At 63.4% G+C, this 23,433-nt stretch carries 23 protein-coding genes; 21 read left to right on the top strand and 2 right to left on the bottom strand.

Translation table 11 applies throughout. The features are described 5' to 3' along the window. Positions 1 to 79: 79 nt before the first annotated feature. From atpD to VII69_00655, 5 genes are all read left to right on the top strand, one after another. On the top strand, positions 80 to 1,495 hold the full coding sequence (atpD, locus tag VII69_00675) for a F0F1 ATP synthase subunit beta (GenBank protein HEY5093610.1): 1,416 nt from the start codon (positions 80 to 82) through the stop codon (positions 1,493 to 1,495). Between the two features lie 4 nt (positions 1,496 to 1,499). Continuing rightward, positions 1,500 to 1,919, top strand: a complete 420-nt coding sequence (gene atpC / locus VII69_00670; GenBank protein ID HEY5093609.1) for an ATP synthase F1 subunit epsilon — start codon at positions 1,500 to 1,502, stop codon at positions 1,917 to 1,919. A gap of 43 nt (positions 1,920 to 1,962) precedes the next feature. After that, positions 1,963 to 3,318, top strand: coding sequence for a UDP-N-acetylglucosamine 1-carboxyvinyltransferase (gene murA, locus VII69_00665; GenBank protein HEY5093608.1), 1,356 nt, complete (start codon positions 1,963 to 1,965; stop codon positions 3,316 to 3,318). 64 nt (positions 3,319 to 3,382) lie between these two features. Continuing rightward, positions 3,383 to 4,360 (top strand): rod shape-determining protein, encoded by a 978-nt coding sequence (locus tag VII69_00660; GenBank protein HEY5093607.1) that lies wholly within the window; start codon positions 3,383 to 3,385, stop codon positions 4,358 to 4,360. Between the two features lie 60 nt (positions 4,361 to 4,420). Continuing rightward, positions 4,421 to 6,010: a glycoside hydrolase family 57 protein gene (locus VII69_00655; protein ID HEY5093606.1), complete on the top strand. Its 1,590-nt coding sequence runs from the start codon at positions 4,421 to 4,423 to the stop codon at positions 6,008 to 6,010. Between the two features lie 4 nt (positions 6,011 to 6,014). Here VII69_00655 and VII69_00650 read toward each other — a convergent pair whose 3' ends face one another. Then, entirely contained in the window at positions 6,015 to 6,206 is a 192-nt protein-coding gene (locus VII69_00650) for a hypothetical protein (GenBank protein HEY5093605.1), read from the bottom strand. 84 nt (positions 6,207 to 6,290) lie between these two features. Between VII69_00650 and VII69_00645 the strand changes: the two genes are divergently transcribed. The 3 genes from VII69_00645 to VII69_00635 all read left to right on the top strand — a co-directional run bounded on the left by VII69_00645 (position 6,291) and on the right by VII69_00635 (position 9,543). Beyond that, on the top strand, positions 6,291 to 6,944 hold the full coding sequence (locus tag VII69_00645) for an L-threonylcarbamoyladenylate synthase (GenBank protein ID HEY5093604.1): 654 nt from the start codon (positions 6,291 to 6,293) through the stop codon (positions 6,942 to 6,944). 3 nt (positions 6,945 to 6,947) lie between these two features. After that, a complete protein-coding gene (locus tag VII69_00640) occupies positions 6,948 to 7,721 on the top strand; it encodes a hypothetical protein (protein HEY5093603.1) in 774 nt (257 codons plus the stop codon). Positions 7,722 to 7,854: 133 nt separating this feature from the next. Beyond that, positions 7,855 to 9,543, top strand: coding sequence for an ATPase, T2SS/T4P/T4SS family (locus VII69_00635; protein HEY5093602.1), 1,689 nt, complete (start codon positions 7,855 to 7,857; stop codon positions 9,541 to 9,543). A gap of 156 nt (positions 9,544 to 9,699) precedes the next feature. On the opposite strand, the gene VII69_00630 is transcribed toward VII69_00635, so the two are convergent. Beyond that, a complete protein-coding gene (locus tag VII69_00630) occupies positions 9,700 to 11,007 on the bottom strand; it encodes a replication-associated recombination protein A (GenBank protein HEY5093601.1) in 1,308 nt (435 codons plus the stop codon). A gap of 93 nt (positions 11,008 to 11,100) precedes the next feature. On the opposite strand from VII69_00630, the gene VII69_00625 reads away from it, so the two are divergent. The 13 genes from VII69_00625 (at position 11,101) to pstS (ending at position 23,321) form a co-directional block, all read left to right on the top strand. Next, a complete protein-coding gene (locus VII69_00625; protein HEY5093600.1) occupies positions 11,101 to 12,267 on the top strand; it encodes a cysteine desulfurase family protein in 1,167 nt (388 codons plus the stop codon). 98 nt (positions 12,268 to 12,365) lie between these two features. Then, positions 12,366 to 12,764 carry a DUF948 domain-containing protein gene (locus VII69_00620; protein ID HEY5093599.1) on the top strand — a complete coding sequence of 133 codons (399 nt, stop codon included), beginning with the start codon at positions 12,366 to 12,368 and terminating at the stop codon, positions 12,762 to 12,764. A 39-nt stretch (positions 12,765 to 12,803) separates the two neighbouring features. Next, positions 12,804 to 13,151: a YtxH domain-containing protein gene (locus tag VII69_00615; GenBank protein HEY5093598.1), complete on the top strand. Its 348-nt coding sequence runs from the start codon at positions 12,804 to 12,806 to the stop codon at positions 13,149 to 13,151. A 14-nt stretch (positions 13,152 to 13,165) separates the two neighbouring features. After that, entirely contained in the window at positions 13,166 to 13,513 is a 348-nt protein-coding gene (locus tag VII69_00610) for an STAS domain-containing protein (GenBank protein ID HEY5093597.1), read from the top strand. After that, entirely contained in the window at positions 13,498 to 13,938 is a 441-nt protein-coding gene (locus VII69_00605; GenBank protein ID HEY5093596.1) for an ATP-binding protein, read from the top strand. The genes VII69_00610 and VII69_00605 overlap by 16 nt, the downstream gene beginning before the upstream one ends. A 6-nt stretch (positions 13,939 to 13,944) precedes the next feature. Then, positions 13,945 to 14,727: a SigB/SigF/SigG family RNA polymerase sigma factor gene (locus VII69_00600; GenBank protein HEY5093595.1), complete on the top strand. Its 783-nt coding sequence runs from the start codon at positions 13,945 to 13,947 to the stop codon at positions 14,725 to 14,727. Between the two features lie 42 nt (positions 14,728 to 14,769). Further along, positions 14,770 to 17,421 (top strand): alanine--tRNA ligase, encoded by a 2,652-nt coding sequence (alaS, locus tag VII69_00595; protein HEY5093594.1) that lies wholly within the window; start codon positions 14,770 to 14,772, stop codon positions 17,419 to 17,421. Beyond that, the gene (locus VII69_00590) at positions 17,414 to 18,172 is read left to right on the top strand and encodes a hypothetical protein (GenBank protein HEY5093593.1); all 759 of its coding nucleotides are present in this window, start codon (positions 17,414 to 17,416) and stop codon (positions 18,170 to 18,172) included. Before alaS ends, VII69_00590 begins: the two co-directional genes overlap by 8 nt. Further along, the gene (locus VII69_00585; GenBank protein HEY5093592.1) at positions 18,169 to 19,356 is read left to right on the top strand and encodes a hypothetical protein; all 1,188 of its coding nucleotides are present in this window, start codon (positions 18,169 to 18,171) and stop codon (positions 19,354 to 19,356) included. The genes VII69_00590 and VII69_00585 overlap by 4 nt, the downstream gene beginning before the upstream one ends. 98 nt (positions 19,357 to 19,454) lie before the next feature. Next, positions 19,455 to 20,186 (top strand): response regulator transcription factor, encoded by a 732-nt coding sequence (locus tag VII69_00580; GenBank protein HEY5093591.1) that lies wholly within the window; start codon positions 19,455 to 19,457, stop codon positions 20,184 to 20,186. A gap of 2 nt (positions 20,187 to 20,188) precedes the next feature. Next, positions 20,189 to 21,355 (top strand): ATP-binding protein, encoded by a 1,167-nt coding sequence (locus tag VII69_00575; GenBank protein HEY5093590.1) that lies wholly within the window; start codon positions 20,189 to 20,191, stop codon positions 21,353 to 21,355. A gap of 91 nt (positions 21,356 to 21,446) precedes the next feature. Further along, a complete protein-coding gene (gene phoU / locus VII69_00570; GenBank protein ID HEY5093589.1) occupies positions 21,447 to 22,172 on the top strand; it encodes a phosphate signaling complex protein PhoU in 726 nt (241 codons plus the stop codon). 111 nt (positions 22,173 to 22,283) lie between these two features. After that, positions 22,284 to 23,321, top strand: a complete 1,038-nt coding sequence (gene pstS, locus VII69_00565; GenBank protein ID HEY5093588.1) for a phosphate ABC transporter substrate-binding protein PstS — start codon at positions 22,284 to 22,286, stop codon at positions 23,319 to 23,321. The last annotated feature ends 112 nt before the right edge of the window (positions 23,322 to 23,433 follow it).

Raw genomic sequence — 23,433 nt, 5'->3', positions numbered from 1 at the left:
AGTACGAGGGCGAGCTACGCTCGCCCAGGGCAAGCGAAGCTTGCCCTCATACAAAACAACGCGTAAAGGAATACAAACAATGCCTAGCATCGGTAAAGTCACCCAAGTCCTCGGCAACGTGGTGGACGTCGAATTCACGCTTGAAACCCTGCCGAACATCTTCACGGCGCTTTTGACGACCATCAAAGATGTCGACGGCAAGGAGCGTGAGCTGACCCTCGAAGTGCAGGGCGAGCTCGGGAACAACTGCGTCCGATGCCTGGCGATGGGCGGCACCGAGGGCATGGTGCGGGGCGCGCAAGTCCGCGATACCGGAGCGCCGATCACGGTGCCGGTGGGAGAAGCCACGCTCGGCCGGATATTCAACGTCCTCGGCAAAGCGATCGACTCCGACAAGCCGGTTGCGGCAAGCGCCATGCATCCCATCCATCGCGAAGCGCCCAAGGTCGACGAGCAAGATCCAACCACCGTCATGTTCGAGACCGGCATCAAAGTGGTCGACCTCATGGCGCCGTACGTTCGAGGCGGCAAAGTCGGCCTGTTCGGCGGCGCGGGCGTCGGCAAAACGGTGCTGATCCAAGAGCTCATCCGCAACATCGCCGCCGAGCACGGAGGCTACTCGGTCTTCACCGGCATCGGCGAGCGCACGCGCGAAGGCAACGATCTCTGGCTCGAGATGAAGCATTCGGGCGTCATCGACAAGACCGCGTTGATCTTCGGGCAGATGGACGAGCCGCCTGGTGTACGGCTTCGCGTGGGTCTCACCGGCGTGACGATGGCCGAATACTTCCGCGACGAACAGGGCAAAGACGTCCTGCTCTTCATCGACAACATCTTCCGCTTCATGCAGGCCGGCTCCGAAGTATCGGCGCTGCTCGGCCGGATGCCGTCGGCCGTAGGTTATCAACCCACGCTGGCCTCCGAAATGGGTGCGCTCGAAGAGCGCATCACTTCCACGCGAAAGGGCTCGATCACGTCGGTGCAAGCGGTGTACGTCCCCGCCGACGATCTCACCGATCCTGCCGTCGCCACCACGTTCGCGCACCTTGATGCCACGACGGTGCTCTCGCGTTCCATCTCCGACAAGGGCATCTACCCGGCGGTCGACCCGCTCGCGTCCACGTCGCGCCTCCTCGAGCCGCGCTTTGTGGGCGACGAGCACTACCAAGTCGCACGCCGCGTTCAAGAGACGCTGCAGCGCTACAAAGACCTGCAAGACATCATCGCGATCCTCGGCGTCGAAGAACTTTCCGAAGACGACAAGATCATCGTAGGTCGCGCGCGCCGGCTGCAGCGGTTTCTCTCGCAGCCGTTCCACGTCGCCGAAGCCTTCACCGGACGCGCCGGCAAATACGTGCCGCTCAAAGAAACGATCGCCGGCTTTAAAGAGATGGTCGAGGGCAAACTCGACGATCTGCCCGAGCAGGCGTTCTACATGGTCGGCAACATCGACGAAGCCAAAGAAGCGGCCGAAAAGATGAAGGCCGGCGTTTAAGACCATGGCCACGACACTCCATCTCGACATCATCACGCCAGGCGCCGTCAAGTTCGAAGGCATGGCGGAGATCGTCGTCGCTCCGGGCGGCGCCGGCGATCTGGCTGCGCTGCCCAGCCACGCACCAATGCTCACCACCCTTCGGATCGGCGTGCTTCGCGCAACCGTCCTGGACGAGAGCGGCACGAGGCGGCTGGAGTTGGCGGTGAACGGCGGCTTCATGCAGATCACGCCTTCAAAAGTCATCGTCCTCACCGACGTGGCGCTTGCCGCAGACGAGATCCATGTCGATGCGGTGCTGCTCGAACAGAAGCGGGCGGAAGAGGCGCTTGCGCAGAAGCGTGGCTCAGACGACCGCGCCGAACGCAACGCCGTCGCTTGGGCTGCCGCCCAATTGGAAATAACGCACAAACAGCTCTCGTAGACGATAGCGGTCGACTACAAAAAGCATCGACCGAAGGAATCCTATGGACCACCTTGACGGTCTGCGCACTCGGCTCGTCATCGACGGCGGACGCCGCCTCGAAGGCTCCGTCGAAGCGCCGGGCGCCAAGAACGCGGCGCTCCCGATCATGGCGGCGGCGATCCTCGCCGAAGGCGAGGTCGTGCTGCACTCGGTCCCGCGCATCACCGACGTCGATGTGATGGCGTCGATCCTCGAGAGTCTGGGCGCGCGCGTGCGCGAGCAGCCCGGCGGCACGCTCGTCATCGACACGGCGCCCGTGAACGCAAGCGCCGCACCGTACGCGCTGGTCAGCAAGCTCAACGCGTCCTTCGACGTGACCGGTCCTCTCCTCGCGCGCTTTGGCCGGGCGCAAGTGCCGCAGCCGGGCGGCTGCGTCCTCGGGCCGCGTGCGGTCGATCTGCATCTCAAGGGATTCGAGCTCCTCGGCGCGTCGGTGACGCTCGAGCACGGCTCGATCATCGCTGCGGCCGACGCGCTCATCGGCGCCGATATCACGCTTGCCCGCGCGAGCGTCGGCGCGACCAAGAACATCATGCTTGCGGCCACGCGCGCAAAAGGCACGACCACGATCCGCAACGCCGCCAGCGAGCCCGAGGTCTGCGATCTGGCGGAGTTCGTCAATGCGATGGGCGGCCGCGTCCGCGGGCACGGCAGTTCGGTGATCACGGTCGAAGGCGTGCGCCGCCTCCGCGGCTGCGAATACACCATAATCCCAGACCGGTTGACGGCCGGCACCTACCTGCTGGCCGGCGCGATCACGGGCGGCGACGTCAGCGTGACGGGCGTCGACCCGGCGTTCCTCACGGCGCTTTCCGACGCGCTGACGGCCACCGGCGCCGCGGTCTCGAGCGACGGGATGAGCATCCGCGTGAAAGGCGCCGCGCGCTGGGGTCCGGTGGACATCGTCACGGCACCATTTCCGGGCTTCCCCACCGACTTGCAGCCGCAATTCGTGGCGTATTTGAGTCTCGCGCAAGGCACGTCCACGATCGAGGAGACGATCTTCGACGCGCGCTTCGTCTACGTCAGCGAGCTCGCCCGCATGGGTGCGGATATCAAGGTCTCCGGCCGCAGTGCAATCGTCACCGGCGTCGAACGGCTCAAGGACGCGGTGGTCGAAGCGCCGGATATCCGTGCAGGCGGCGCGCTTGTCATCGCGGCTTTGGCGGCGGAGGGCACATCGCAGATCGGCGGCCTCGAATTCATCGATCGGGGCTACGAGTTCTTCGAGGAGAAATTAGCGTCGTTGGGAGCGTCGATCGCGCGCGCCAGTGCGGTCGAACCGGTGACGCCGCGAGCGAACCTAGGCGAGACCATCAGGATGCCGCGAATCGTCACGCCGTTCCGGGCGTCGTAGTGGTCGTAGTTGTAGGAGGGCAAGCATCGCTTGCCCATTGGCCGGCATAACGTAGGAGACGGATTTGGAAATCGGGATCGACCTCGGCACTGCAAACGTTCTTGTCTACGTGCGAGGTAAGGGCATCGTCTTGCGAGAGCCGTCCGTCGTGGCGCGCGACGTGCGCACCGGCAAGACGCTTGCGGTCGGCGAAGAGGCGCGCCGGATGCTCGGAAAGACGCCGAGCAACATCCAGGCCATACGTCCGCTGCGCGACGGCGTCATCGCCGACTTCGAAGTCACCGAGGCGATGCTGAACTACTTCATCAAAAAAGTCACCCGCAACGGCGGGTTTTTCTCATGGCTGCGCCCCAAGCCGGCGGTCACCATCTGCGTGCCCGCCGAGATCACGTCGGTCGAAGAGCGCGCGGTGCGCGACGCCGCCAAGCTGGCCGGCGCGAAAAGCGTGGATATCGTCGAAGAACCGATGGCTGCCGCGATCGGCGCCGGCTTGCCCATCGACGGACCGAGCGGCAACATGGTGGTGGACATCGGCGGCGGCACGTCCGACGTCGCGGTGATCTCGCTTGGCGGCATCGTCGTCAGTCAATCCATCCGGGTCGCCGGAAACAAGATCGACGAGGCGATCGCCCGTCACATCCGGCGCGTGTACAACCTGATGATCGGCGAGCGCACCGCAGAAGACATCAAAGTCACCGTTGGCTCAGCATACAAACTCGATCCCGAACTTCGGATGGATATTCGCGGCCGCGATCTCATCAACGGGCTCCCGAAGACGGTGAATATTTCGTCGGAAGAGATGCGCGAAGCCATGGCCGAGCCGATCGGCGCCATCATCGACGCCGTGAAAAGCGTGCTCGAGAAAACGCCGCCCGAGCTCGCGGCCGACATCATCGATCGCGGCATCTACCTGACGGGTGGCGGCGCACTGCTCCGGGGGTTGGATGCGTTGCTCACAGAAGTCACGGGCATCCCGGTGATCGTGGCGGACGATCCGATGTCGTGCGTCGCCATCGGAACCGGGCAGCGCGTCCGCGTCTAGAGGAAGATCGAACTGTCACCGCGCGCTGCGGGCTCAAGTCCGTCTACCGGCTCGTTCGTATTGGCGCTGCACGCGCATCTCCCGTATGTCCGCAAAGCCGGGCTCTGGCCCTTCGGCGAGGAGTGGTTATACGAGGCCATTGGCGGCACGTATCTTCCGTTGCTCGGTGTTTTTGAACGGTTAGAACGCGATGGCGTCGCGGCAAGAGCCGCGGTCGGCATCACGCCGGTCCTGCTCGAACAACTGGCCGACCCGTATCTTCAAGAAGGTTTCGATACGTACGTCGCGCGCGTTGCAGTGGCAGCCGACGAAGATGCGGATCGCGCGGACGCGGCCGGGCAGAGCCGGCGCGCGCAGCTCGCACACGCGTACGGCGCGCGCTTCCGCTCACTGCGAGCCGATTTCGCCGCTCGCGGCGGTGATCTCGTGGCGGCATTCGCGGGTTTGGCGCAACGCGGACGGATCGAAGTGCTCACCTCGGCGGCGACGCACGCATTTCTCCCGCTGCTCGCCACAGACTCGATGGTGCGCGCCGAGTTGCGCGTCGGAATCGAGACCACTCGCGCGCGCCTCGGCGTGGATCCCACCGGCATCTGGTTGCCCGAATGTGCGTACCGCCCTGGCTTGGAGCGCTTCCTCGAAGAGATCGGGCTGCGCTACTTCTTCGTCGACGCGCACGCGGTCACGGGCGCAAGCGCGGTGTCCATCTCAAGCGGAGCAGTTTTGAGCCGTGGCGACATCCGCGACCGCGACGAAACTCGCGCGGCCGCCGCTGTTGGCGGGCCGGCGGATGCGACCCTGCGCCCGCATTTCGTCGCCGGATCGCGCGTCGTCGCATTCGCGCGGTCGGTTGAAGTGAGCCGTCAGGTATGGGCGCGGAATTTCGGCTACCCCGGCGATCCGGCGTATCGCGAATTTCACAAGCGCGCCGACACATCCGGCCTCCACTATTGGGCGGTCAGCGGACCTGCGGTGGATCTCGGAGAGAAAGCGGAGTACGATCCTGAGCTCGCCGCAATTCGCGTGCGCGAACATGCGGTACATTTCGCCGGGCTGGTCGAAGAGCTTTCGGCAAGCGCCGGTGGCGGAACGTGCATCGTCGCGCCGTACGACGCAGAACTCTTCGGGCACTGGTGGTTCGAGGGACCGGAATGGATCGAGGCCGTCCTTCGGCGTCTCGCGGCGCGCGGTGTCGTCGAGGCTGCAACGCCGAGCGAGTCGCTCGCGCTCGATCCGCCGCGCGACGCGGTCGAGCTTCCGCCGACATCGTGGGGCGAGGGCGGCGATTTCCGCGTGTGGTCGAATGGACTGACCGATTGGATATGGCCTCAGATCCACGCCGCGGAGCAGTCGATGCGCGATGCGGCGCGGGCGCATCCGGTAGCCGATCCGCTGATGAAATTGTACCTCAATCAAGCCGGCCGCGAGCTCTTGCTCCTCGCCTCAAGCGACTGGCCGTTTCTCATGACCACAGGTCAAGCGCGCGATTACGCGGCGACGCGCTTCCAAGAACACGTCGAACGGTTCAAAGACTGCATCGCGGCCGGGACTTCAAAGGATAGGTTCAACGACGATGCGCGGCGGCGTCTCGCGATGTACGTCGAGGCGGATAATGTTTTCGCGGCGTTGGACTACAGGATCTTCGGCTGACGATCTACCAGGACGCGATGAACATGCGCGCGCGCGCGATGCGGCGGCGAGTGTTGGCCATGAAACGCCGGCCATTGGCGGCCGCGCGCGTGCGCAGGCTATGCCCGAGGGAGAGGGGCAACAGCAGCGCCGACTGCACCGCGACGGTGGCAAGGAGCAGTCCGCCGAGAAAAAGCTGTTCGCGAAGGCGCGACACGTGTGTTCTCCGTACTAGGCGATACGGTCGCTGCCGTTTCACCCTCGACCGACTTACCGCTCGCCGCAATCGGGACCTCTTTGGATGATGCATTCATCTGGCGTTCGGAATTTCGCCGGCATTCCCAACGCTTCGCTTTTGTCGGAAGCGGCGGCTTGCGTGCGAGCGGGCGGCACGCTGATCTTTCCCACCGATACGGTGTACGGAATCGGCTGCGCGCCGGACAACCCGCGCGCGGTCGCGGCCGTGTTCGCCGCAAAACTAAGACCGGAAGACAAACCGCTTTCGCTTCACGTCGCGCGTGCTGACGATGCGTCGGCACACGTCGCCGATGTCTCGCCTGCGGCGCGCATGCTGATGGAGAAATTTTGGCCCGGCCCGCTCACGATCATCGTGCAGCGCCCACCCGACGCGATCGAGGCCGCAGTTCTTGGGGGAGCGACGATCGGATTGCGGTGTCCGGACGACGACGCGTGCCGTGCCATTCTTGCAGCGGTCGGACCGTTGGTCGCGACATCGGCGAATATATCCGGAGAATCCGCATATGACGGTAGCGACGACGATGTCGCGAGGTTGCCCGATGCGACGCTCGCGTTGCTCAAAGGGCCGACTTCGTTGCGGCGAGAAAGCACAGTCATCGATTGCACCGGCGCAATGCCGGTGATTCTCCGGGCTGGGGCGCTCGACGCCGACGCCATTCGTGCCGCTCTCGCCGGCATCGCCGAATTGGAAACCTGACCCATGCAGCACAAAGGCCACGCCGTGTTCAGTGTTGGGATGCTATCGCTCGCCGCCATCGCTGCGTCGGCCGGCTTGTCGACTGCTAAAGTCTCAGCTCCGCCAAAGGCGTCGCCTGCTCCAGCTCCGGCGAGCAGCGGTTCCATGATCTCGAGCGGGCCGGCCCAGACTAAAATCGGCGATCTCACGGTGAACTTCAGCGAAGGCGAGGGCAACCTCAAGACCGGCGATTTCGTCATGCCGAGCACCATCACCGGTCACTCGACCGACGGCAACTTTCGCGGCGATCGCGCGTTTGGCAATAGCAAGCGCGATGAGATCACGCTTGTGGGTCACGTGATGGTCCACAGACTTGGCGGCGTGAGCAAAGATGGAAAGAAGCCCACCGAGCCGGTGACGCTCACGTGCGACAAACTTGAGATCCACAACAAGGCGAAGCTCTACATCGCATCGGGTCACGTCAAAGTCGTGCAAGGCGACAAGTCGCTGACCGCCCCACTCATGCGCCTCGACGACATGACGCACGATGCGGCTCTCACCGGCGGGGTACACGCCGAGGAGCCGCCGGACCGGACATTCGACTCTTCAGAGGTTCTCTACAACACGAAGAGCGAGGATTTCAAAGCATTGGGCGGTGTTCAAGCCACGTTCCCGCTCAAATCGTCGCCGACACCGGGCGTGCCGGGCGGCAACTCAAGCTTACCGTCGCCGCTCCCAAAGGGCGCCAAACCCGCCTCTCCCGCACCGTCGCAGGCTCCCGCGCCGGCCGCCACTTAAGGCCCAGCTTTAGTGATTTCCGTCACTACGAACGGGTGTGCGGCTACTCTATCCTGAGCCCGATTCCGATATAGTTAGAAGAAGGACCGGTGGCTCCGCCGCCGGTTGTTGTTGAAGATCGGGGATCGGGTTCGTGCTGGAATTCATCGATAAAAAATTTACCGACATCTTGATGGAAAAAGGCGTATTGACGGCCGAGCAGCTCAAGACTGCGACCGCCGACGCATTGCGCCGCAAGGAGCCCCTCGAGAAGATCCTCGTCGAGTTGCGCGTCGCGCCTAAAGAAGAGATCATGTGGGCGCGCGCCGAGGAGCTCGGAAAGATCTTTGTCGACCTCAGCAATCGCAAGATCGACAGCGACATCGCGAACATCGTGCCCGAGAATATCGCGCGGCGGCACCATCTCATCTGCATCGGCCGCGTCGACAAAAAAGTCACTCTGGCCATGGCCGATCCCACCGACATCTTCGCGCTCGATGACGTTCGCCTGAAGACCGGCCTTACGCCGGAGCCCGTGCTTTCGTACATCGACGACATCGAGCGCGCGCTCGATGGCATCTACACATCCAACGACAGCCAGTGGCAATCGCTCATCAGCGACGCCGAAGACGGCGTCGACATCATCCAAGACCGAGAAGAGATGCCCGACGACATCGTCGTCGACGCCCCTATCGTGCGCTTGGCCGACATGATCGTCACGCAAGCTATCCAGCAAAAAGCATCCGACATCCACATCGAGCCGTTCGAGCGCGAGATCGTCGTGCGCTACCGCATCGACGGCGTGCTGCGCGTGGTCATGAACCCGCCCAAGGCGATCCAGCCGGCCCTGATCTCCCGGTTCAAGATCATGGCGAACTTGAACATCGCAGAGAAACGCGTGCCGCAAGACGGACGCATCCAAGTGACTCTGAAGCGCGATCGCTACGATTTGCGTGTCTCGGTGCTCCCGGTCATCTACGGCGAATCCATCGTCATGCGTATCTTGGACCGCAAGAGCGTCAACGTGGACCTCGACAAGCTCGGGTTCCATCCGCAACTGCTCGAAGTCTGGCAAAAGCTCATCGTGTTGCCGAACGGCGTGCTGCTCGTGACCGGCCCGACCGGCTCGGGTAAATCGACGACGCTCTACGCCACGCTGAACTCAATCAACGACACCGAGACGAAGATCGTCACGGTGGAAGACCCCGTCGAATACAATATCGCCGGCATCAATCAGGTGCAGGTCAACCCGAAGGTGGGTCTGACGTTTGCCATCGGCCTGCGTTCGTTCTTGCGCCAGGACCCCGACGTCATGATGGTCGGTGAAATCCGGGACCAAGAAACAGCTTTGATCGCTGTGCAGTCCGCGCTCACGGGTCACCTCGTGCTGTCGACGCTGCACACCAACGACTCCGTCGCTTCCATCACGCGGCTCATCGATATGGGCATCGAGCCGTTCCTTCTCGCGTCGTCGATCCAGGGCGTCATGGCCCAGCGACTCGTGCGAACCGTCTGCCCGAACTGCAAGCGCGGCGTCAAGACCATCAAGGCGCTCGCCGTGAAGTTCGAAGAGTACGGCATTCCGGCGGAATCGCTGCGGCTGGTCAAGGGCGAAGGTTGCGAGAATTGCAACGGCACCGGCTACAAAGGCCGCGCCGGCGTCCACGAACTTTTCGTGATGACCGAAGAGATGCGCCGCATCGTGCTCGAACGCGGGTTACCGTCCGACATGAAGAAACTCGCATTGGAGCAGGGATTGCGGACGCTGTATCACGATGGCCTTATGAAAGTCGCGCAAGGCATCACCACGATCGAAGAAGTGCTGCGCGTCGCCGTCGACTAGTTTATATAGTTACTTCAGGGCAAACCGTACTAGGGCAAGCGTCGCTTGCCCTAGTTTTTTTTGGGGCGAGCAACCCGTACTAGGGCAAGCATCGCTTGCCCACTAGGGTTAGCGTTGCTAACCCTAGTACGAACTCACGCTTCAGAACGATCGAAGTCAGATCGCGTCGTCGTCGTCCGGCACGTAGAATGTCCGGTCGGCGAGTGCATCGGGAAGATGCTGCTGCTCGACTTTCGCGCCCTCGAAGTCGTGCGCGTACTTGTATCCCGCGCCATATCCGAGATTCTTCATCAGCCCGGTCACGGCGTTGCGCAAATGCAGCGGCACCGGAAGGGCTCCGGTTTGCTCTACCGCATCCACGGCGGCGAAGTAAGCGCGAAGTCCCGAATTGCTCTTGTGTGCCTTTGCGAGATAGATCGTGGCTTCGGTGAGCGGATACAACGCTTCCGGCATGCCGATCACATGGGTGGCCTGGAATGCGGCGATCGCCAGCGGCAATGCATGCGGATCGGCAAGTCCGACGTCTTCGGACGAGAGAACGACAAGCCGCCGCGCGACGAATAGCGGATCTTCGCCGGCCTGAAGCATGCGCGCGAGATAGTACACCGCCGCGTCCGGATCGCTGTCGCGCACGGACTTGATGAACGCCGAGATGACGTCGTAGTGCTCGTCGCCCGCTTTGTCATAACGCAGTGCGCGTCTCTGGAGAGCTTCTTCGATGTCGCGGGTCTCGACGATCGAGCCGGCTCCGCCGCGCGTCTGCGCGATCTCCGCCGCGAGCTCGAGCGCATTGAGCGCGATTCGCGCATCCCCGCCAGCCGCGGCCGCCAACTGGGCGCGCGCTGTCGGATCGAGGCGCACTTGACCGGCAAGACCGCGATCGGAATCCGCAAGCGCCCGGTCGATCAGCAACAGGATGTCGGCATCTTCGAGTGGCCGCAGCACGACGACCCGGCTGCGCGAGAGGAGCGCGCTGTTCACTTCAAATGACGGATTCTCGGTCGTCGCGCCGATGAGCGTGATGTCGCCGCGTTCCACATACGGCAGCACCGCGTCTTGCTGACCTTTGTTGAAGCGGTGGATTTCGTCGATGAACAAGATGGTGCGTTTGCCGGAAGCGGCGCGCGCGAGCTTCGCTTCGGCCACCGCGCGGCGCAGGTCGGCAACGCCCGCGCTCACGGCGGAGAGCTGCACGAATCGCGCATCGCCCGCCGTGGCGGCAAGTCTCGCGAGCGTGGTCTTGCCGGTGCCGGGCGGTCCCCAAAGGATCATGGATGGCGCTCGGCCGCGTTCGAACGCGGCTCGCAAACCGGAGCCGGCGCCCAAAACGTGCTGCTGTCCGACGAATTCGTCCAGTGCGCGCGGCCGCATCCGGGCCGCGAGCGGCGCACCGGCCGGCAACGCTTGCTCCTGCGCCAAAGCGCCGGGCCCGGTTTCGCCGAAAAGGTTAGGCCCGTCGTCCATGCGCATCCGATTCGCCGCACGGCTGCAACCGCCCGCCCCGCGCGAGATCGCGGCGGGGCCGCGCCTTGGGCTCATCGAATCCAAAACCCGCTTATGAATCGCATATATCTCGATAACGCCGCTACCACCGCGCCACGTCGAGAAGCCGTGGATGCGATGCTGCCATTTCTCACCGAATCGTATGCCAATCCGTCGAGCCCGCACCGCAGCGGCCAGCGCGCAAAAACGGCTCTCGAGCGCGCGCGCAAGCAGACGGCCGCCGCGCTGAACGCGCAATCGTCGGAGATCATCTTCACCGGCGGAGGTTCGGAAGCCGACAGCTTGGCGATATTCGGCATCATGGATGCGTACGCATCGCGCGGCAAACATTTCGTCACGAGCGCGATCGAGCATCACGCGGTGCTCCACGCGGCGTACACGCTCAAGTCGAGAGGCGCCGACGTCACGATCGTGCCCGTAGACAAAGACGGCCTCGTCCGCGCCGACGACGTGCGCAGCGCGCTCAGAGATAACACAGTGCTCGTGAGCATCATGCACGCCAACAACGAGATCGGCGCGATCCAACCGATCGCCGAGCTGGCGGTGATCGCTCACGAACGCGGCGCGCTCTTCCACACCGACGCGGTGCAAACCGTCGGGCACATCCCGGTCGACGTGAAGACGCTCGGCGTCGACGCGCTTTCCCTCTCGGCGCACAAATTCGAGGGACCCAAAGGCGTGGGCGCGCTGTATCTCAAGACGGGTGTCCGCATCGCGCCGCTCGTCGTGGGCGGCGGACAGGAAGGCGGCCGCCGTGCCGGCACGGAGAACGTGCCGGGAATCGTCGCACTCGCCACCGCGCTCGATCTTGCTGTGAAAGAACTGGACGAATCGCAGCGCGCCGCGACGCGATTGCGCGACAAGCTTATCGACGGTGTTTTGAACGCCGTGCCCGGATCCGCACTGAACGGATCCCGCACCCGGCGCATGCCGAACAACGCGAGTCTTCGCTTTTCGAAGATCGAGGCGGAGACGTTGGTCGTCGGTCTCGACGTCGAAGGCATCGAGGCGTCGACCGGCAGCGCCTGCACCAGCGGATCGCTCGAGCCTTCGCACGTTCTCACCGCGATCGGGCTCGATCCGGCGGTCGCTCGCGGAACGATCCGGTTTTCGCTGGGACGCTCGAACACGAGCGACGATGTCGCACGTTTGCTGGGCGTGCTGCCGGGTATCATAGAACGGCTGCGTCAGCTCGCCGGCACGCTTGCCGCTGGCGCGTAGCCACGGGAACGCGCCTAACTGCACGGCTGAAGGCGCGCACTCTCTGGCAAAAGAAAAGGACACGCCGCCGCTGTCCCGGAAGGGAGACCACCTAAACGATGCCGACGCAAGATTTCATGTGGTTGGCCATCGGAGTGTCCTGCCTCGTAGTGGCGGCCGGACTCTCGTTGACGCTGTTCAAGCTTGCCAAGGTGCTCGACCGCACCGTGGTCACGCTTGAAAAAGTGGACGCCCAGCTCGACGGTCTCGGCGAACCGGTCAACCGGACGCTGGCCAGTATGAGCGGTGTCGCAGCCAATGCAGAGCGTCTGAGCGGCAGAGTGGAGCGAGTCGCCGAACTCATCGAATCCACGGCCGGCGCGATCGCGAAAACTGCGGACGCGGCACAGGCGGCGGTTTCACCCACGGTCGCGAGCGTCGCCGGCATCGTCGCCGGCGTCACGCAGGGCGCGAAAACTTTTTTCGGCGCGCACAAACGCGGCAACGGCCGCGCTTGACGGTGCCGTCACTTCTGAAGCAACGGAGTAATCACCATCATGTCTGACAACGATCGCGGCGATTCCGGACTCGGATTTCTCTCAGGCTTAGTGCTCGGCGGGTTCGTCGGCGCAATATTGGCAATCGTGCTCACGCCCCAATCCGGCGAGGAGACTCGTGACTATCTGCGCGGCAAAGCTCACGAAGCAAAGGGCAAAGCGCTCGATCTCGCCTACGATCTCAAGGATCGCGCGTCTTCGGTCGCCGACGACCTTCGCGGCCAAGCGGACGATCTGGTGAAGAAGGGTCGTGACCTCGCGGACGTCACGCGCAGTCAAGTAAGCGACGCCATCGAGTCCGGCCGCCAGGCGGCCCGCAACAAAATCGACGAACTCAAGAACGACTAAGGGTGGCGCGAAGAGTGGATATCAAAGTCAGCGTTAGGGAACCCGACGGCAAGTCGGGACCTACTGTCGTCGATCTCAACGGCGAGATCGACGTCTACACGTCTCCTAAGGTCAAAGAGACGATTTCGGAATTGATCGACCAAGAGCACTACCGGCTCGTCATCAATCTCGAAAACGTCCGCTACATCGATTCGACGGGGCTCGGCGTGCTCATCGGCGGACTCAAACGAGTCCGCGAGCATAGCGGCGCCGTGAATCTGGTCTGCAGCAATCCGCAGATCAAGAAGATCTTCGACATCACCGGATTGGTGAAGATCTTCGGCATCTACGATACCGAGAAGGCGGCATGCGAGAGCCTGTGACCTCGGCCGACGCCACCCGCACGCTCGACGGGCAGTTGCAGCTGCGCATTCCGAGCCGCGCGGAATGGGTCAGCGTGGCCCGCCTTGCCGTCGCCGGCATCGCGCATCGCATCGAGGCCACGATCGACGAGGTCGAGGATCTGAAGCTCGCGGTGGCCGAAGCATGCACGAATTGCATACAGCACGCGCAGGGCAACGACGAAGTGCTGGTCACGTTTGAGATCGCAGGGCGCAGGCTCACCATGGTCGTCGAAGACGGCGGCAAGGGATTCGACGGCCGGGCGCTTGCTCCGGAACCACTAGGCGAGCCGAAAGTCGGCGGCCTTGGAGTGTTTCTCATACGGTCGCTAATGGATGAGGTCGATTACGATTTCGATCCGTTGACCGGCACAAAGCTCACGATGACCAAGGTGCTCGGGCAGTAGGATTTCATGAGCCACTCTAAAGCGCAGGGCGGAGTGGATGAACGCTTCGACCGCGACCGGACGCGCGCGCTCTTCGTCGAGTTCGCCACGTCGAGCGATCCGGCAGTGCGCGACGAACTCGTGCTGGCGCACCTCAACTTGGTCCGCTATCTCGCCGTGCGCTTTGCGAATCGCGGCGAAACGCTCGAAGATCTCATCCAAGTCGGCACCCTCGGACTCATAAAAGCAATCGACCGGTTCGACTCCAGCCGCGGCGTGGAGTTCACGACCTATGCCACGCCCACGATCATCGGCGAGATCAAGCGCCACTTCCGCGACAAGGGCTGGGCGGTAAAAGTGCCGCGCCGGCTTCAGGAGCTCAATCTCGCGGTCAACCGCGCGGTCGAAAATCTCTCCATGGTGCTCGGCCGCTCGCCCACCGTCCACGATCTTGCCGAGAAGCTGGGCGCCAGCGATGAAGAGATCATCGAAGCTCAGGAGCTCGGCCAGGTCTACAACCTGCTCTCACTCGACACGGAGCTCGGCGGCGACGGCGAAGCCAAACCCGCGACCTTGCTCGACTACGTCGGCAGCGACGAGCGCGGTTTCAGCACGCTCGACGACCGCGCCGGACTCGAGCGCGCGTTCGAAGTTCTCGACCGGCGCGAACGCATCATCATCTACCTCCGGTTCTTCAACAATTTGGCGCAAGCGGAGATCGCCAAGCGCATGAACGTCTCGCAGATGCACGTCTCGCGGCTTCAGCAGCGGGCGCTCGCGAAGCTTCAGCGCTTCTTCAAGGACGCCTGAAGCGAAGGGCGCCGCCCCGTCACCCGTAAATAACTGCCGGATATGACGTCTCAGGAAATCCGCCGCTCCTTCGTCGACTTCTTCACGAGCAAAGGTCATCGCCATTTGCCGGGCTCTTCGCTCGTGCCCGACGCGATGTCCACCACCCTCTTCACGATCGCGGGGATGGAGCCGTTCGTGCCGGTGTTCCTGGGCGATGAGCCTGCGCCGGCGCCGCGCGTGGTCACGGTGCAGCGCTGCCTTCGCGTGGCGGGCGGCAAGAACGACATCGAAAACGTCGGCCGCAGCGGGCGCCACGGCACGTTTTTGGAGATGCTCGGCAACTTTTCGTTCGGCGACTACTACAAGCGCGAAGCCATCGCGTGGGCGTGGGAATATCTCACGTCCACGCTCGCGATTCCCGCCGATCGTCTCTACGCCACCGTGTACGTCGACGACGACGAAGCCGCCGGGATATGGCACACGGATATCGGCCTTGCGAAAACGCGCATCTCGCGATTCAAGGAAGACAATTTTTGGGATATGGGGCCGACCGGCCCGTGCGGCCCGTGCTCGGAGATCTTCGTCGACCTCGGCGACGCGGCGGGTTGCGGCCGGCCCGACTGCGCCGTCGGCTGCCCGCATTGCGACCGCTACATCGAAGTATGGAATCTGGTGTTCCAAGAGTTCGACCGCGACAGCTCCGGCACTTTGCATCCGCTGCCCAAGAAGTGCATCGATACCGGCATGGGTTTCGAGCGCTTGTGCATGGTGTTGGCCGGCAAAACCTCGATCTTCGAAACGGACCTGTACCAGGATATCATCGCCGCGCTGCCCGGCCAAACCGCGAGCGCGCTATCGCCGGACGACCAGGCTGTGCACCGGCGCATCATCGCCGACCACGCGCGCGCGAGCGTCTTCTTGATCGCCGACGGCGTGGTGCCCGGCAACACCGATCGCGGATACGTGTTGCGTTATCTCACGCGCCGCGCCATTCGCAGCGGCCGGATGCTCGGATACGAATCCGGCTTTTTCAGCGCGCTGGTTCCTGCGGTGATCGCCACGCTCGCCGACGGTTATCCCGAGTTGAACGGCGCCGGCGAGCGCATAGCGCGCGCGATCTCAGCCGAGGAACGTCAATTCGAGCAGACTTTGGCGCGCGGCATGCGGCGGCTCACCGAGTCGCTCGACGCGTTACGGTCCGCCGGCGGGCGCGCGCTGACGGGTGACGACGTCTTCGAACTGCACGATACCTACGGCTTCCCGCCGGAACTCACCGCAGAGATCGCACGCGAGGCCGGCGTCGATATCGACATGGCCGGTTACCGCGCGGCGATGCAAGAGCAGCGCGACCGTGCCCGACGCGACGCACAGGCGAAGCGCACCGAAGTGCGCGTGGCCGATATCGCGGGCGGCGCACCGCTGCCCGGATCGGACTTCGTCGGCTACGATTCACTCGAAGCGAAGGCCGAAGTGCTTGCCTTATTCGACGCCGGCGGCAACCCCGTCACGGCGCTGGATCCAGGGCAAGAGGGCGTCGTGGCGCTTTACCGCACGCCGTTTTATGCCGAGCGCGGCGGGCAGATGGGCGATCATGGTGTGCTGGCCCGCGTCGGCGCGTCTTTCGAAGTCACCGACACGCAGTATCGCGATAAGTCGCACCGCCACATCCTGCACAAGGGAGCAATGCGCGAAGGCCACATCGCGGTCGGCGACACCGTTGACGCATTGGTGGACCCGGCTTGGCGGCGCGAGATCCGGCGCCATCACACCGTGACACACCTACTGCAGCGCGCGCTCAAGGAAGTCGCGGGCGAAGCCGTCGCACAACGCGGCAGCGCGGTGTTTCCGGATCGCACGCGGTTTGATTTCGATTCACCGGTGGGCGCGCTTGGGAAAGAGCAGCGGTCGCAGGTGTCGGCGCGCGTCAACGATCTGATCCGAGCCGATCATCACGTCGCAGTCGAGACTCTGACTTTCGCCGAAGCGGTGACGCGGGGCGCGGTATTCATGCAGGGCGAGCGCTACGGCGACATCGTGCGCGTGGTGAAGTTCGGGCCAAGCGTCGAACTGTGCGGCGGAACGCACGTCGATTCCACAGGTGAGATCGGGCACTTCGTGCTGCTTTCCGAGGGCGCCATCGGTGCGGGTATCCGGCGCGTCGAGGGTCTCGTCTCGGCGGCCGCCGACTCATATGTCAATAGGGTGCGCGACGCAGCCGAAGACGCGGGCTCGCAACTCACGTCCACGATCGAACAGCTGCCCGAGACGGTGGCCAAACTCAACCGCGAGCGTCGAGATCTCGAGAAGAAGATCACCGCACTGCAAGCGCAGCTCGCAGGCAACCGCGCGGCCGAGTACCTCTCGCGCGCGCAAGACGTGGACGGCGTGCAGTTCCTTGCCGTGCGCGCGGCTGATAACGACGGGGTAAGCGCAAAGGATTTGGCCGATTCCATCCGCGCCAAGTTCGGAAACGGCGTGCTTGCCGTCGCCGGCGGCGAGAATGGCAAGCTATCCATCGTCGTCACGGTGAGCCCGGATCTCGTGAAGCGCGGCCTCTCGGCGAAAGACGTCTTTGGAGCGATCGCGCCGCACGTCGATGCAAAAGGGGGCGGCGGCCCGGGCATGGCGCAAGGCGCCGGAAAGAACGGCGCGGGAATCGAGGCCGGCTTCGCATCCGTGCCGCCGCTGATCCGCGCGGCGCTTCGTGGCTAACTTCATAGCCGCTGCGCTCGCGATATCGATCCTGCAGGCGCCGGGGGACATCGCGACGCCCGTAGGAGAGACTCCGGTTCCGCCCGCCGACGCGTTGGTCGCGCGCTACCAGCGTGCGATCCAAGTCTTGAAACAGCCGCCGAACATGGTCGTAGAGTACACGCAGACGCGCAGCGGACCCACGCGCGTCGTCACGGAGAATCATCGCATCTACCGCGACGCCGACGGCAACGAACGAAACGAGACCACGGCCATCAACGGGTTGGCGGTCCCACGCGCACGAGTCTCCATCTACATCAGGCCATCGTGGGCATACGGTGCGGATAAATTTTTTGTCGACCCGGAGAGCTACCAGATCGCGCTGCGCGGCGCGGTCGACGTCGACGGCCGCAAAGGCTATGATTACGCGGTCGTGATGAAGGATGCAGGCGCGTTCGCGGTCACCGATCTCGAGCTCGACGCCAAAACGGCAATGCCGCTGCGCGAACGTTTCGTGGCGACTTCTTCCACGTGCGCGGCGACGGGGAGCATCGACTTCGGTCCGACGGGCGGCTATTGGCTGCCGAAGATCGTAAGCGTGACGTGCCCGTTGCTCGCAGCGCCCGAGGCGGCGGACCTTATCCCAGCCGGGGCATCGTATCGCGACACGATCCGGTTCAGCAGCTACTCGTTTCCGAATGCGCTCCCGGCGCAGGTCTTCGGTTTGCCGCCCACGCCCGCTCCGGGCAGCACCGGGCTGCTCCCGCCGTGAGCCAAGCGCGCTCGATAGAGCCGGCGTTCAGCCTTCGCACGTGGGTGATCTTCTTCGCCGGATTCGTGCTCTATTTTCTTTCATCGGGCGGCAAACAGACCGCTTACGACAACTATACGATTCTCGCCAACGCGTGGCTCCACGGATCGATCGCCATTCCGGAACCCAGCCCTGCCATCGACGCGCTGAAATATCTCGGCAAATGGTATATCATCGAAGCGCCTATCCCCGCCGTGATCATGCTCCCGCTCGCATTGATATTCGGCGCCGCCGCCAACCAGACATTCGCGTGCGTGTTGTGCGGCGCTGTCGCGGTCGCCGCAGCCGACGTGATGCTCGGCCGCATGGACGTGACGCCGGCCACGCGCAACTGGACGCTCGCATTCTTGACGGCCGGCACGATTCTATGGTGGTGCAGCGCGTTCGGCGCGGTCTGGATGTTCGCGCACGTGGCCGGCGCGATGTTCGCGCTGCTCGCGCTTGCCGAGTGGTACGGGCACAGGCGGCCGTGGCTGCTCGGGCTCTTGATCGCGTGCGCCGCACTGTCGCGCTTCCCAATCGTGTTGGCGGCGCTGCCGTTCGCGTGGTGGCTTTGGGTAGAGACGCCGCCGGAGCGCCGGTTGCGGGCCTTCGGGTCGGCCGTCGCAGGCGCGCTGCCGCTCTTCGTGCTTTACGCGTTCTATAATGAAGCGCGCTGGGGAGTGCCGACCGATATCGGCTACACCGTGTGGTACCATCAGGATTCCGTGGGCGAACCCACGGGCAGTCCGTTTCGCCTGCAATACTTGCCGTTCAATCTGTACAGCTTTTTCATTCTGCCGCCCGAATTCACACAATCTTTTCCATGGCTCAAACCGGGCGGCCTCGGCGTAAGCCTCACGTTCACAAGTCCGGCGCTCGTGCTGGCGCTCGCATCCGCGCGCGGGCGCGAAACCATCGCGATGTGGAGTTCGGCGATCTTGGTCGCGGTGCCGTCCCTGCTCTATTACGTGAACGGTTTCGAGCAGTTCGGTATGCGTCATTCGCTGGATTTCACGGCATTTCTCGTGCCGCTCGTCGCGCGCGGCATGGACCGCACGCCGCGCTGGTTCTCGATCGCTCTCGTCGTCGTTTCGCTCGCGGCCAACGTCTACGGTATGTGGTTTTCGTGGACGTATCACACGTTCCACGTCGTGCCGCTTTGAATGCGAGAACAACGCCGCGCAATGGTTAAGAATCATTAACGTTTGCCGCGCGAACTTGCTCGTTCTTCCAGGCAATTTAATCAAGCCTTGAGAAACCGATGAGAGCAATGTCGCAGGCCGGCCCGGAGCGCGCGCCATCGAAGCCGTGGAAAATTCTCGTCGTCGATGACGAGGTCCACATCTTACAGACGCTGCGCTATAACCTTGAGAAAAACGGCTACCAGGTCTGCACGGCAGGCGACGGGCGGCAGGCGTTAAGCGTCCTCGAAATCGAGAAGCCCGACCTGTGCGTCCTCGATATCATGCTGCCCGAACTCGACGGCACCGAAGTCTGCCGCGAAATCCGCAAGCGGTCGAACATGCCGGTGGTCATGCTCAGCGCGAAGGATCAAGAGATCGACAAGGTTCTGCTTCTCGAAATCGGCGCCGACGATTATATCACCAAGCCGTTCTCCATCTACGAATTGCTGGCGCGCGTCAAGGCGCATTTGCGGCGGCTGGGCAACACGACGAAAGCCGCGCAGGAACTCACGGTGTTGACCGGCGGCGACATCGAACTCGACGTGGCGCGTCAGCGCGTCACGAAGGGCGAGAATGTCGTGGAGCTGGCGCCGAAGGAATTCGCGCTCTTGCACGTCCTGCTTGAGAACCGCGGCCGGGTGGTCACGCGTCAAACGCTGCTGGATCGCGTGTGGGGATATGATTTCTTCGGCGATCAGCAGACCGTCAACGTCCACGTGCGCTGGCTGCGCGAGAAGATTGAAGACGATCCCAACGATCCGCAACATATAATCACCGTCCGCAGCCGTGGTTATCTTTTTCGAGAGTGAACGTGCTTTCGGCCATCGTTTCGATAGTGCTCGCGATCGCTCTGCTGGCGGTGTTGATCGCGAATTCGAGAATGGCCCGGCGGCTTCGTGACGCGAAGGCCGAAGTAGCGTTAAACGGCGTGGAGTCGGCCGCGTCCATCTCAGCGGCGGCGGCCGCAGCGCGGCTCGGGGCGCTGCTCGATGTGTTGCCGGTCGGCGTCGTCGTCATCGACGACGATGCGCGCGTGACGGCGTTCAACTCCGCGGCATCGGACATCTTAGGCGTGCAGCCCGAGCGAGCCGTGGGCCGGGCGCTCATCGAAAGCGTCCGCAGCTACGATCTCGACCGCAGGCTGTTGGCGGCATTGCGCGAGGGGGTCGAAGGCACCGCCGAGGTGCCGCTTCATGCCGCGTCCGATCGCAGCCTGAGGATCACGACGAAGGCCGTGCACGGGGCGGACGGCTCGACGGAGGCGATCGCGGTCGTCGTCGATCTCACGCGGATGCGCGAACTTGAGGCGATCCGCCGCGACTTCGTCTCAAACGTCTCGCACGAATTGCGCACGCCGCTTGCGGCCATGAAGATCATGATCGAGACGCTGCAATCCGGCGCCGACGGCTCCGATGCGGCTGGATTCCTTCGCAGCCTCGCGGCCGAGACCGACCGCATGGTCGTGCTGGTGGAAGAGTTGCTCGATCTCGCCCGGCTCGAGAGCGGCAGGCTGGAGATGCGCTTCGGCACGGTCGATTTGAGCGCGCTTTGCCGCGATGTGGTCGCCACCCACATGCCGCGCGCGCGTAGCCTGGGCATCGCGCTCGACCTCTCGCTTCCGGAGCAGGCGGTGACCATCGTCGGCGATCGCGACCGGCTCGTGCAAGTCGTCTTCAACTTGCTCGACAACGCGTTGCGCCATTCTTCGACAGCCGGTCACGTCCAGGTCGGGATTTCGCTCGCGCCCGGTCTCGCGACGCTCTACGTGAAGGATGACGGGCCAGGCATTCCCTACGATGCGCTCCCGCACATATTCGAGCGTTTTTACGTCGTCGACCGGTCGCGCTCGCGCAGCGCCGGCGGCACCGGACTTGGCCTGGCCATCGTCAAGCACATCGTCGAATCGCATGGCGGCTCGATCACCGCGGAAAGCGAGCTCAATCGCGGGACCACCTTCCGGTGCACGTTTAGCGTCTAGCCGCTCGACGTTCGCGCCTCGCGTGTTTACAAACCCGCGCTCGCGCTTTATAATGCAATAAAACCGGTCATCGCCTGGAAGCGAGGAAATATTGGCCCGGGAGAACTTCCACCGGATCCTCAACGAGACCCAGCAAGACGTCCTGCGGATGGGAAGCTTGGTCGAAGAGGCCATCACGAAAGCAGTCGACGGGCTCGCCCGGTCCGACATCGCCCTCGCGGACGAAATCCTGAATTTCGACGATTACATCGACGACCTCAACGTGCGCATCGAGACCAACTGCCTGAACCTGCTCGCATTGCAGCAGCCCATGGCGTCGGACCTGCGCACCATCGCGGCCATGCTCGACATCATCATCGACCTCGAGCGCATCGGCGATCACGCCTGCGACATCGCGCAGATCACGAAGAATTTGGCTCGCGAGCCGCAGCTCAAGCCGATGATCGACATTCCGCGGATGGCCGCCAAAGCGCGCGAGATGTTGCGCGAATCTCTCGATGCGTTTGCCAATCGAGACGCCGGTGCTGCGCACCTCATCCCGGAAAAAGACGACGAAGTCGATCGCCTCTATCGCGCCGTTTTCAAAGAACTCATCGAATTCATGGCCAAAGATCCAAAGGCCATCAATCGCGGGAGCAACCTCATCCTCGTCGCGCTCTACTTGGAGCGCATCGCCGACCACGCCACAAACGTCTGCGAGCGCGTCGCTTACATGGTCGAGGGCGTCCCGAAGAAGCTCAAGCGTTCCGTTGTTGAGATCAACGAAGTCGCCGCACACGGCGACGCGCTCCTCAAAGCCGGCCGCACTGAGACTTAGGTCTGCTGGTCTTAACTTTCCTTAACCTTGCGATAACTTCAACTTGATGCCCCCACGGTATACTATTGAATAAAGCGTCCGCTTCACTTGCACTGCAGGAGCATAAAAATCGTGCGCAATAGCCCCCTCAGACTCATCGCAACCGTTCTCGCGGGCATTTCGCTCGCAGCACCGGCCGCGGCTCTGGCCGATTCCCAACTCGTCGGCGCGGGATCGTCGTTCGATTATCCATTTTTCTCGCGCGCCTTCTACCAATATTCCGAAGTGCACAACGATGTCACGGTCGACTATCAAAGCATCGGCTCCGGCGCCGGCATCCAACAATTCACCGCTAAAACCGTGGATTTCGGCGCATCTGACGTGCCGATGAACGCCAAAGAGCTCGCCGCCGCCGCATCGTCGAACGGCGATGTCATCCAAGTGCCCGTCGCGCTTGGCGGCGAGGCCATCGCGTACAACGTCCCCGGCGCTCCCGCCGATCTCCATCTCACGTCCGACGTCCTCGTCGCCATCTTCTCGGGCACGATCACGAACTGGAACGACAAGGCCATCGCGCAGCTCAACCCGCAAGCGAACCTCCCGAATCTTCCCATCGTCACCGTGCACCGCGCCGACGGCAGCGGCACCACCTACATCTTCACCGACTATCTCAGTCATGTGAGCCCAGCATGGAAATCGCAGATCGGCACGGGCAAGAGCGTGAATTGGCCGGGCGCCGCGTCGCTCGGAGCAAAGGGTAACGAAGGCGTGGCCGGACAGGTGCGCAACAATCCGGGCGCCATCGGTTACGTCGAGCTTGCGTATGCGCTCGAGAACGGCATGACGTACGCCGCGGTCCGCAATAAGGCCGGCGCGTTCGTGTTGCCAACCCTTGACAGCGTGCGCGCAGCCGCGGCGCAAAAGGCCACCGTCAATCCGAACGACTTCTCCATCGTCGACCAGAACGGCTCCGCGAGTTATCCGATCTGCGGCTACTCGTGGGTCATGCTCTGGAGGAGCCAGCCGGATGCGAACAAAGGCAAGGCACTGGTCGACTTGTTCAACTGGCTAGTGACCTCGGGACAGTCGTACGCCGCGAAAGTGCACTACGTTCCGTTGCCCTCGAACGTGCAGAACTCGGCGCGCAAGGCGCTCGCGGCCATCCGATAGCATCGTCCGCGAAGCCGGCGCACAACGCCGGCGCGCACGCCGGTAATCTAAAAAGGCGGCGCGGCACCAGGCGACAAACCTGAGTTCCGCACCGTCTTCGCCTTCTTAATGA

It is taken from the genome of Candidatus Eremiobacteraceae bacterium (assembly GCA_036511855.1).
Classification (GTDB): domain Bacteria; phylum Vulcanimicrobiota; class Vulcanimicrobiia; order Eremiobacterales; family Eremiobacteraceae; genus JABCYQ01.
Note: the sequence above shows the minus strand (reverse complement) of the source record. Positions and strands in the feature narration are given on the sequence as shown.

Excerpts from the sequence above, each read along its gene's own strand:
- atpD (HEY5093610.1), top strand. The coding sequence starts at position 80 with ATGCCTAGCATCGGTAAAGTCACCCAAGTCCTCGGCAACGTGGTGGAC.
- atpC (HEY5093609.1), top strand. The coding sequence starts at position 1,500 with ATGGCCACGACACTCCATCTCGACATCATCACGCCAGGCGCCGTCAAG.
- murA (HEY5093608.1), top strand. The coding sequence starts at position 1,963 with ATGGACCACCTTGACGGTCTGCGCACTCGGCTCGTCATCGACGGCGGA.
- VII69_00645 (HEY5093604.1), top strand. The coding sequence starts at position 6,291 with ATGATGCATTCATCTGGCGTTCGGAATTTCGCCGGCATTCCCAACGCT.
- VII69_00640 (HEY5093603.1), top strand. The coding sequence starts at position 6,948 with ATGCAGCACAAAGGCCACGCCGTGTTCAGTGTTGGGATGCTATCGCTC.
- VII69_00630 (HEY5093601.1), bottom strand. The coding sequence starts at position 11,007 with ATGGACGACGGGCCTAACCTTTTCGGCGAAACCGGGCCCGGCGCTTTG.
- VII69_00625 (HEY5093600.1), top strand. The coding sequence starts at position 11,101 with ATGAATCGCATATATCTCGATAACGCCGCTACCACCGCGCCACGTCGA.
- VII69_00620 (HEY5093599.1), top strand. The coding sequence starts at position 12,366 with ATGCCGACGCAAGATTTCATGTGGTTGGCCATCGGAGTGTCCTGCCTC.
- VII69_00615 (HEY5093598.1), top strand. The coding sequence starts at position 12,804 with ATGTCTGACAACGATCGCGGCGATTCCGGACTCGGATTTCTCTCAGGC.
- VII69_00605 (HEY5093596.1), top strand. The coding sequence starts at position 13,498 with ATGCGAGAGCCTGTGACCTCGGCCGACGCCACCCGCACGCTCGACGGG.
- VII69_00600 (HEY5093595.1), top strand. The coding sequence starts at position 13,945 with ATGAGCCACTCTAAAGCGCAGGGCGGAGTGGATGAACGCTTCGACCGC.
- alaS (HEY5093594.1), top strand. The coding sequence starts at position 14,770 with ATGACGTCTCAGGAAATCCGCCGCTCCTTCGTCGACTTCTTCACGAGC.
- VII69_00580 (HEY5093591.1), top strand. The coding sequence starts at position 19,455 with ATGAGAGCAATGTCGCAGGCCGGCCCGGAGCGCGCGCCATCGAAGCCG.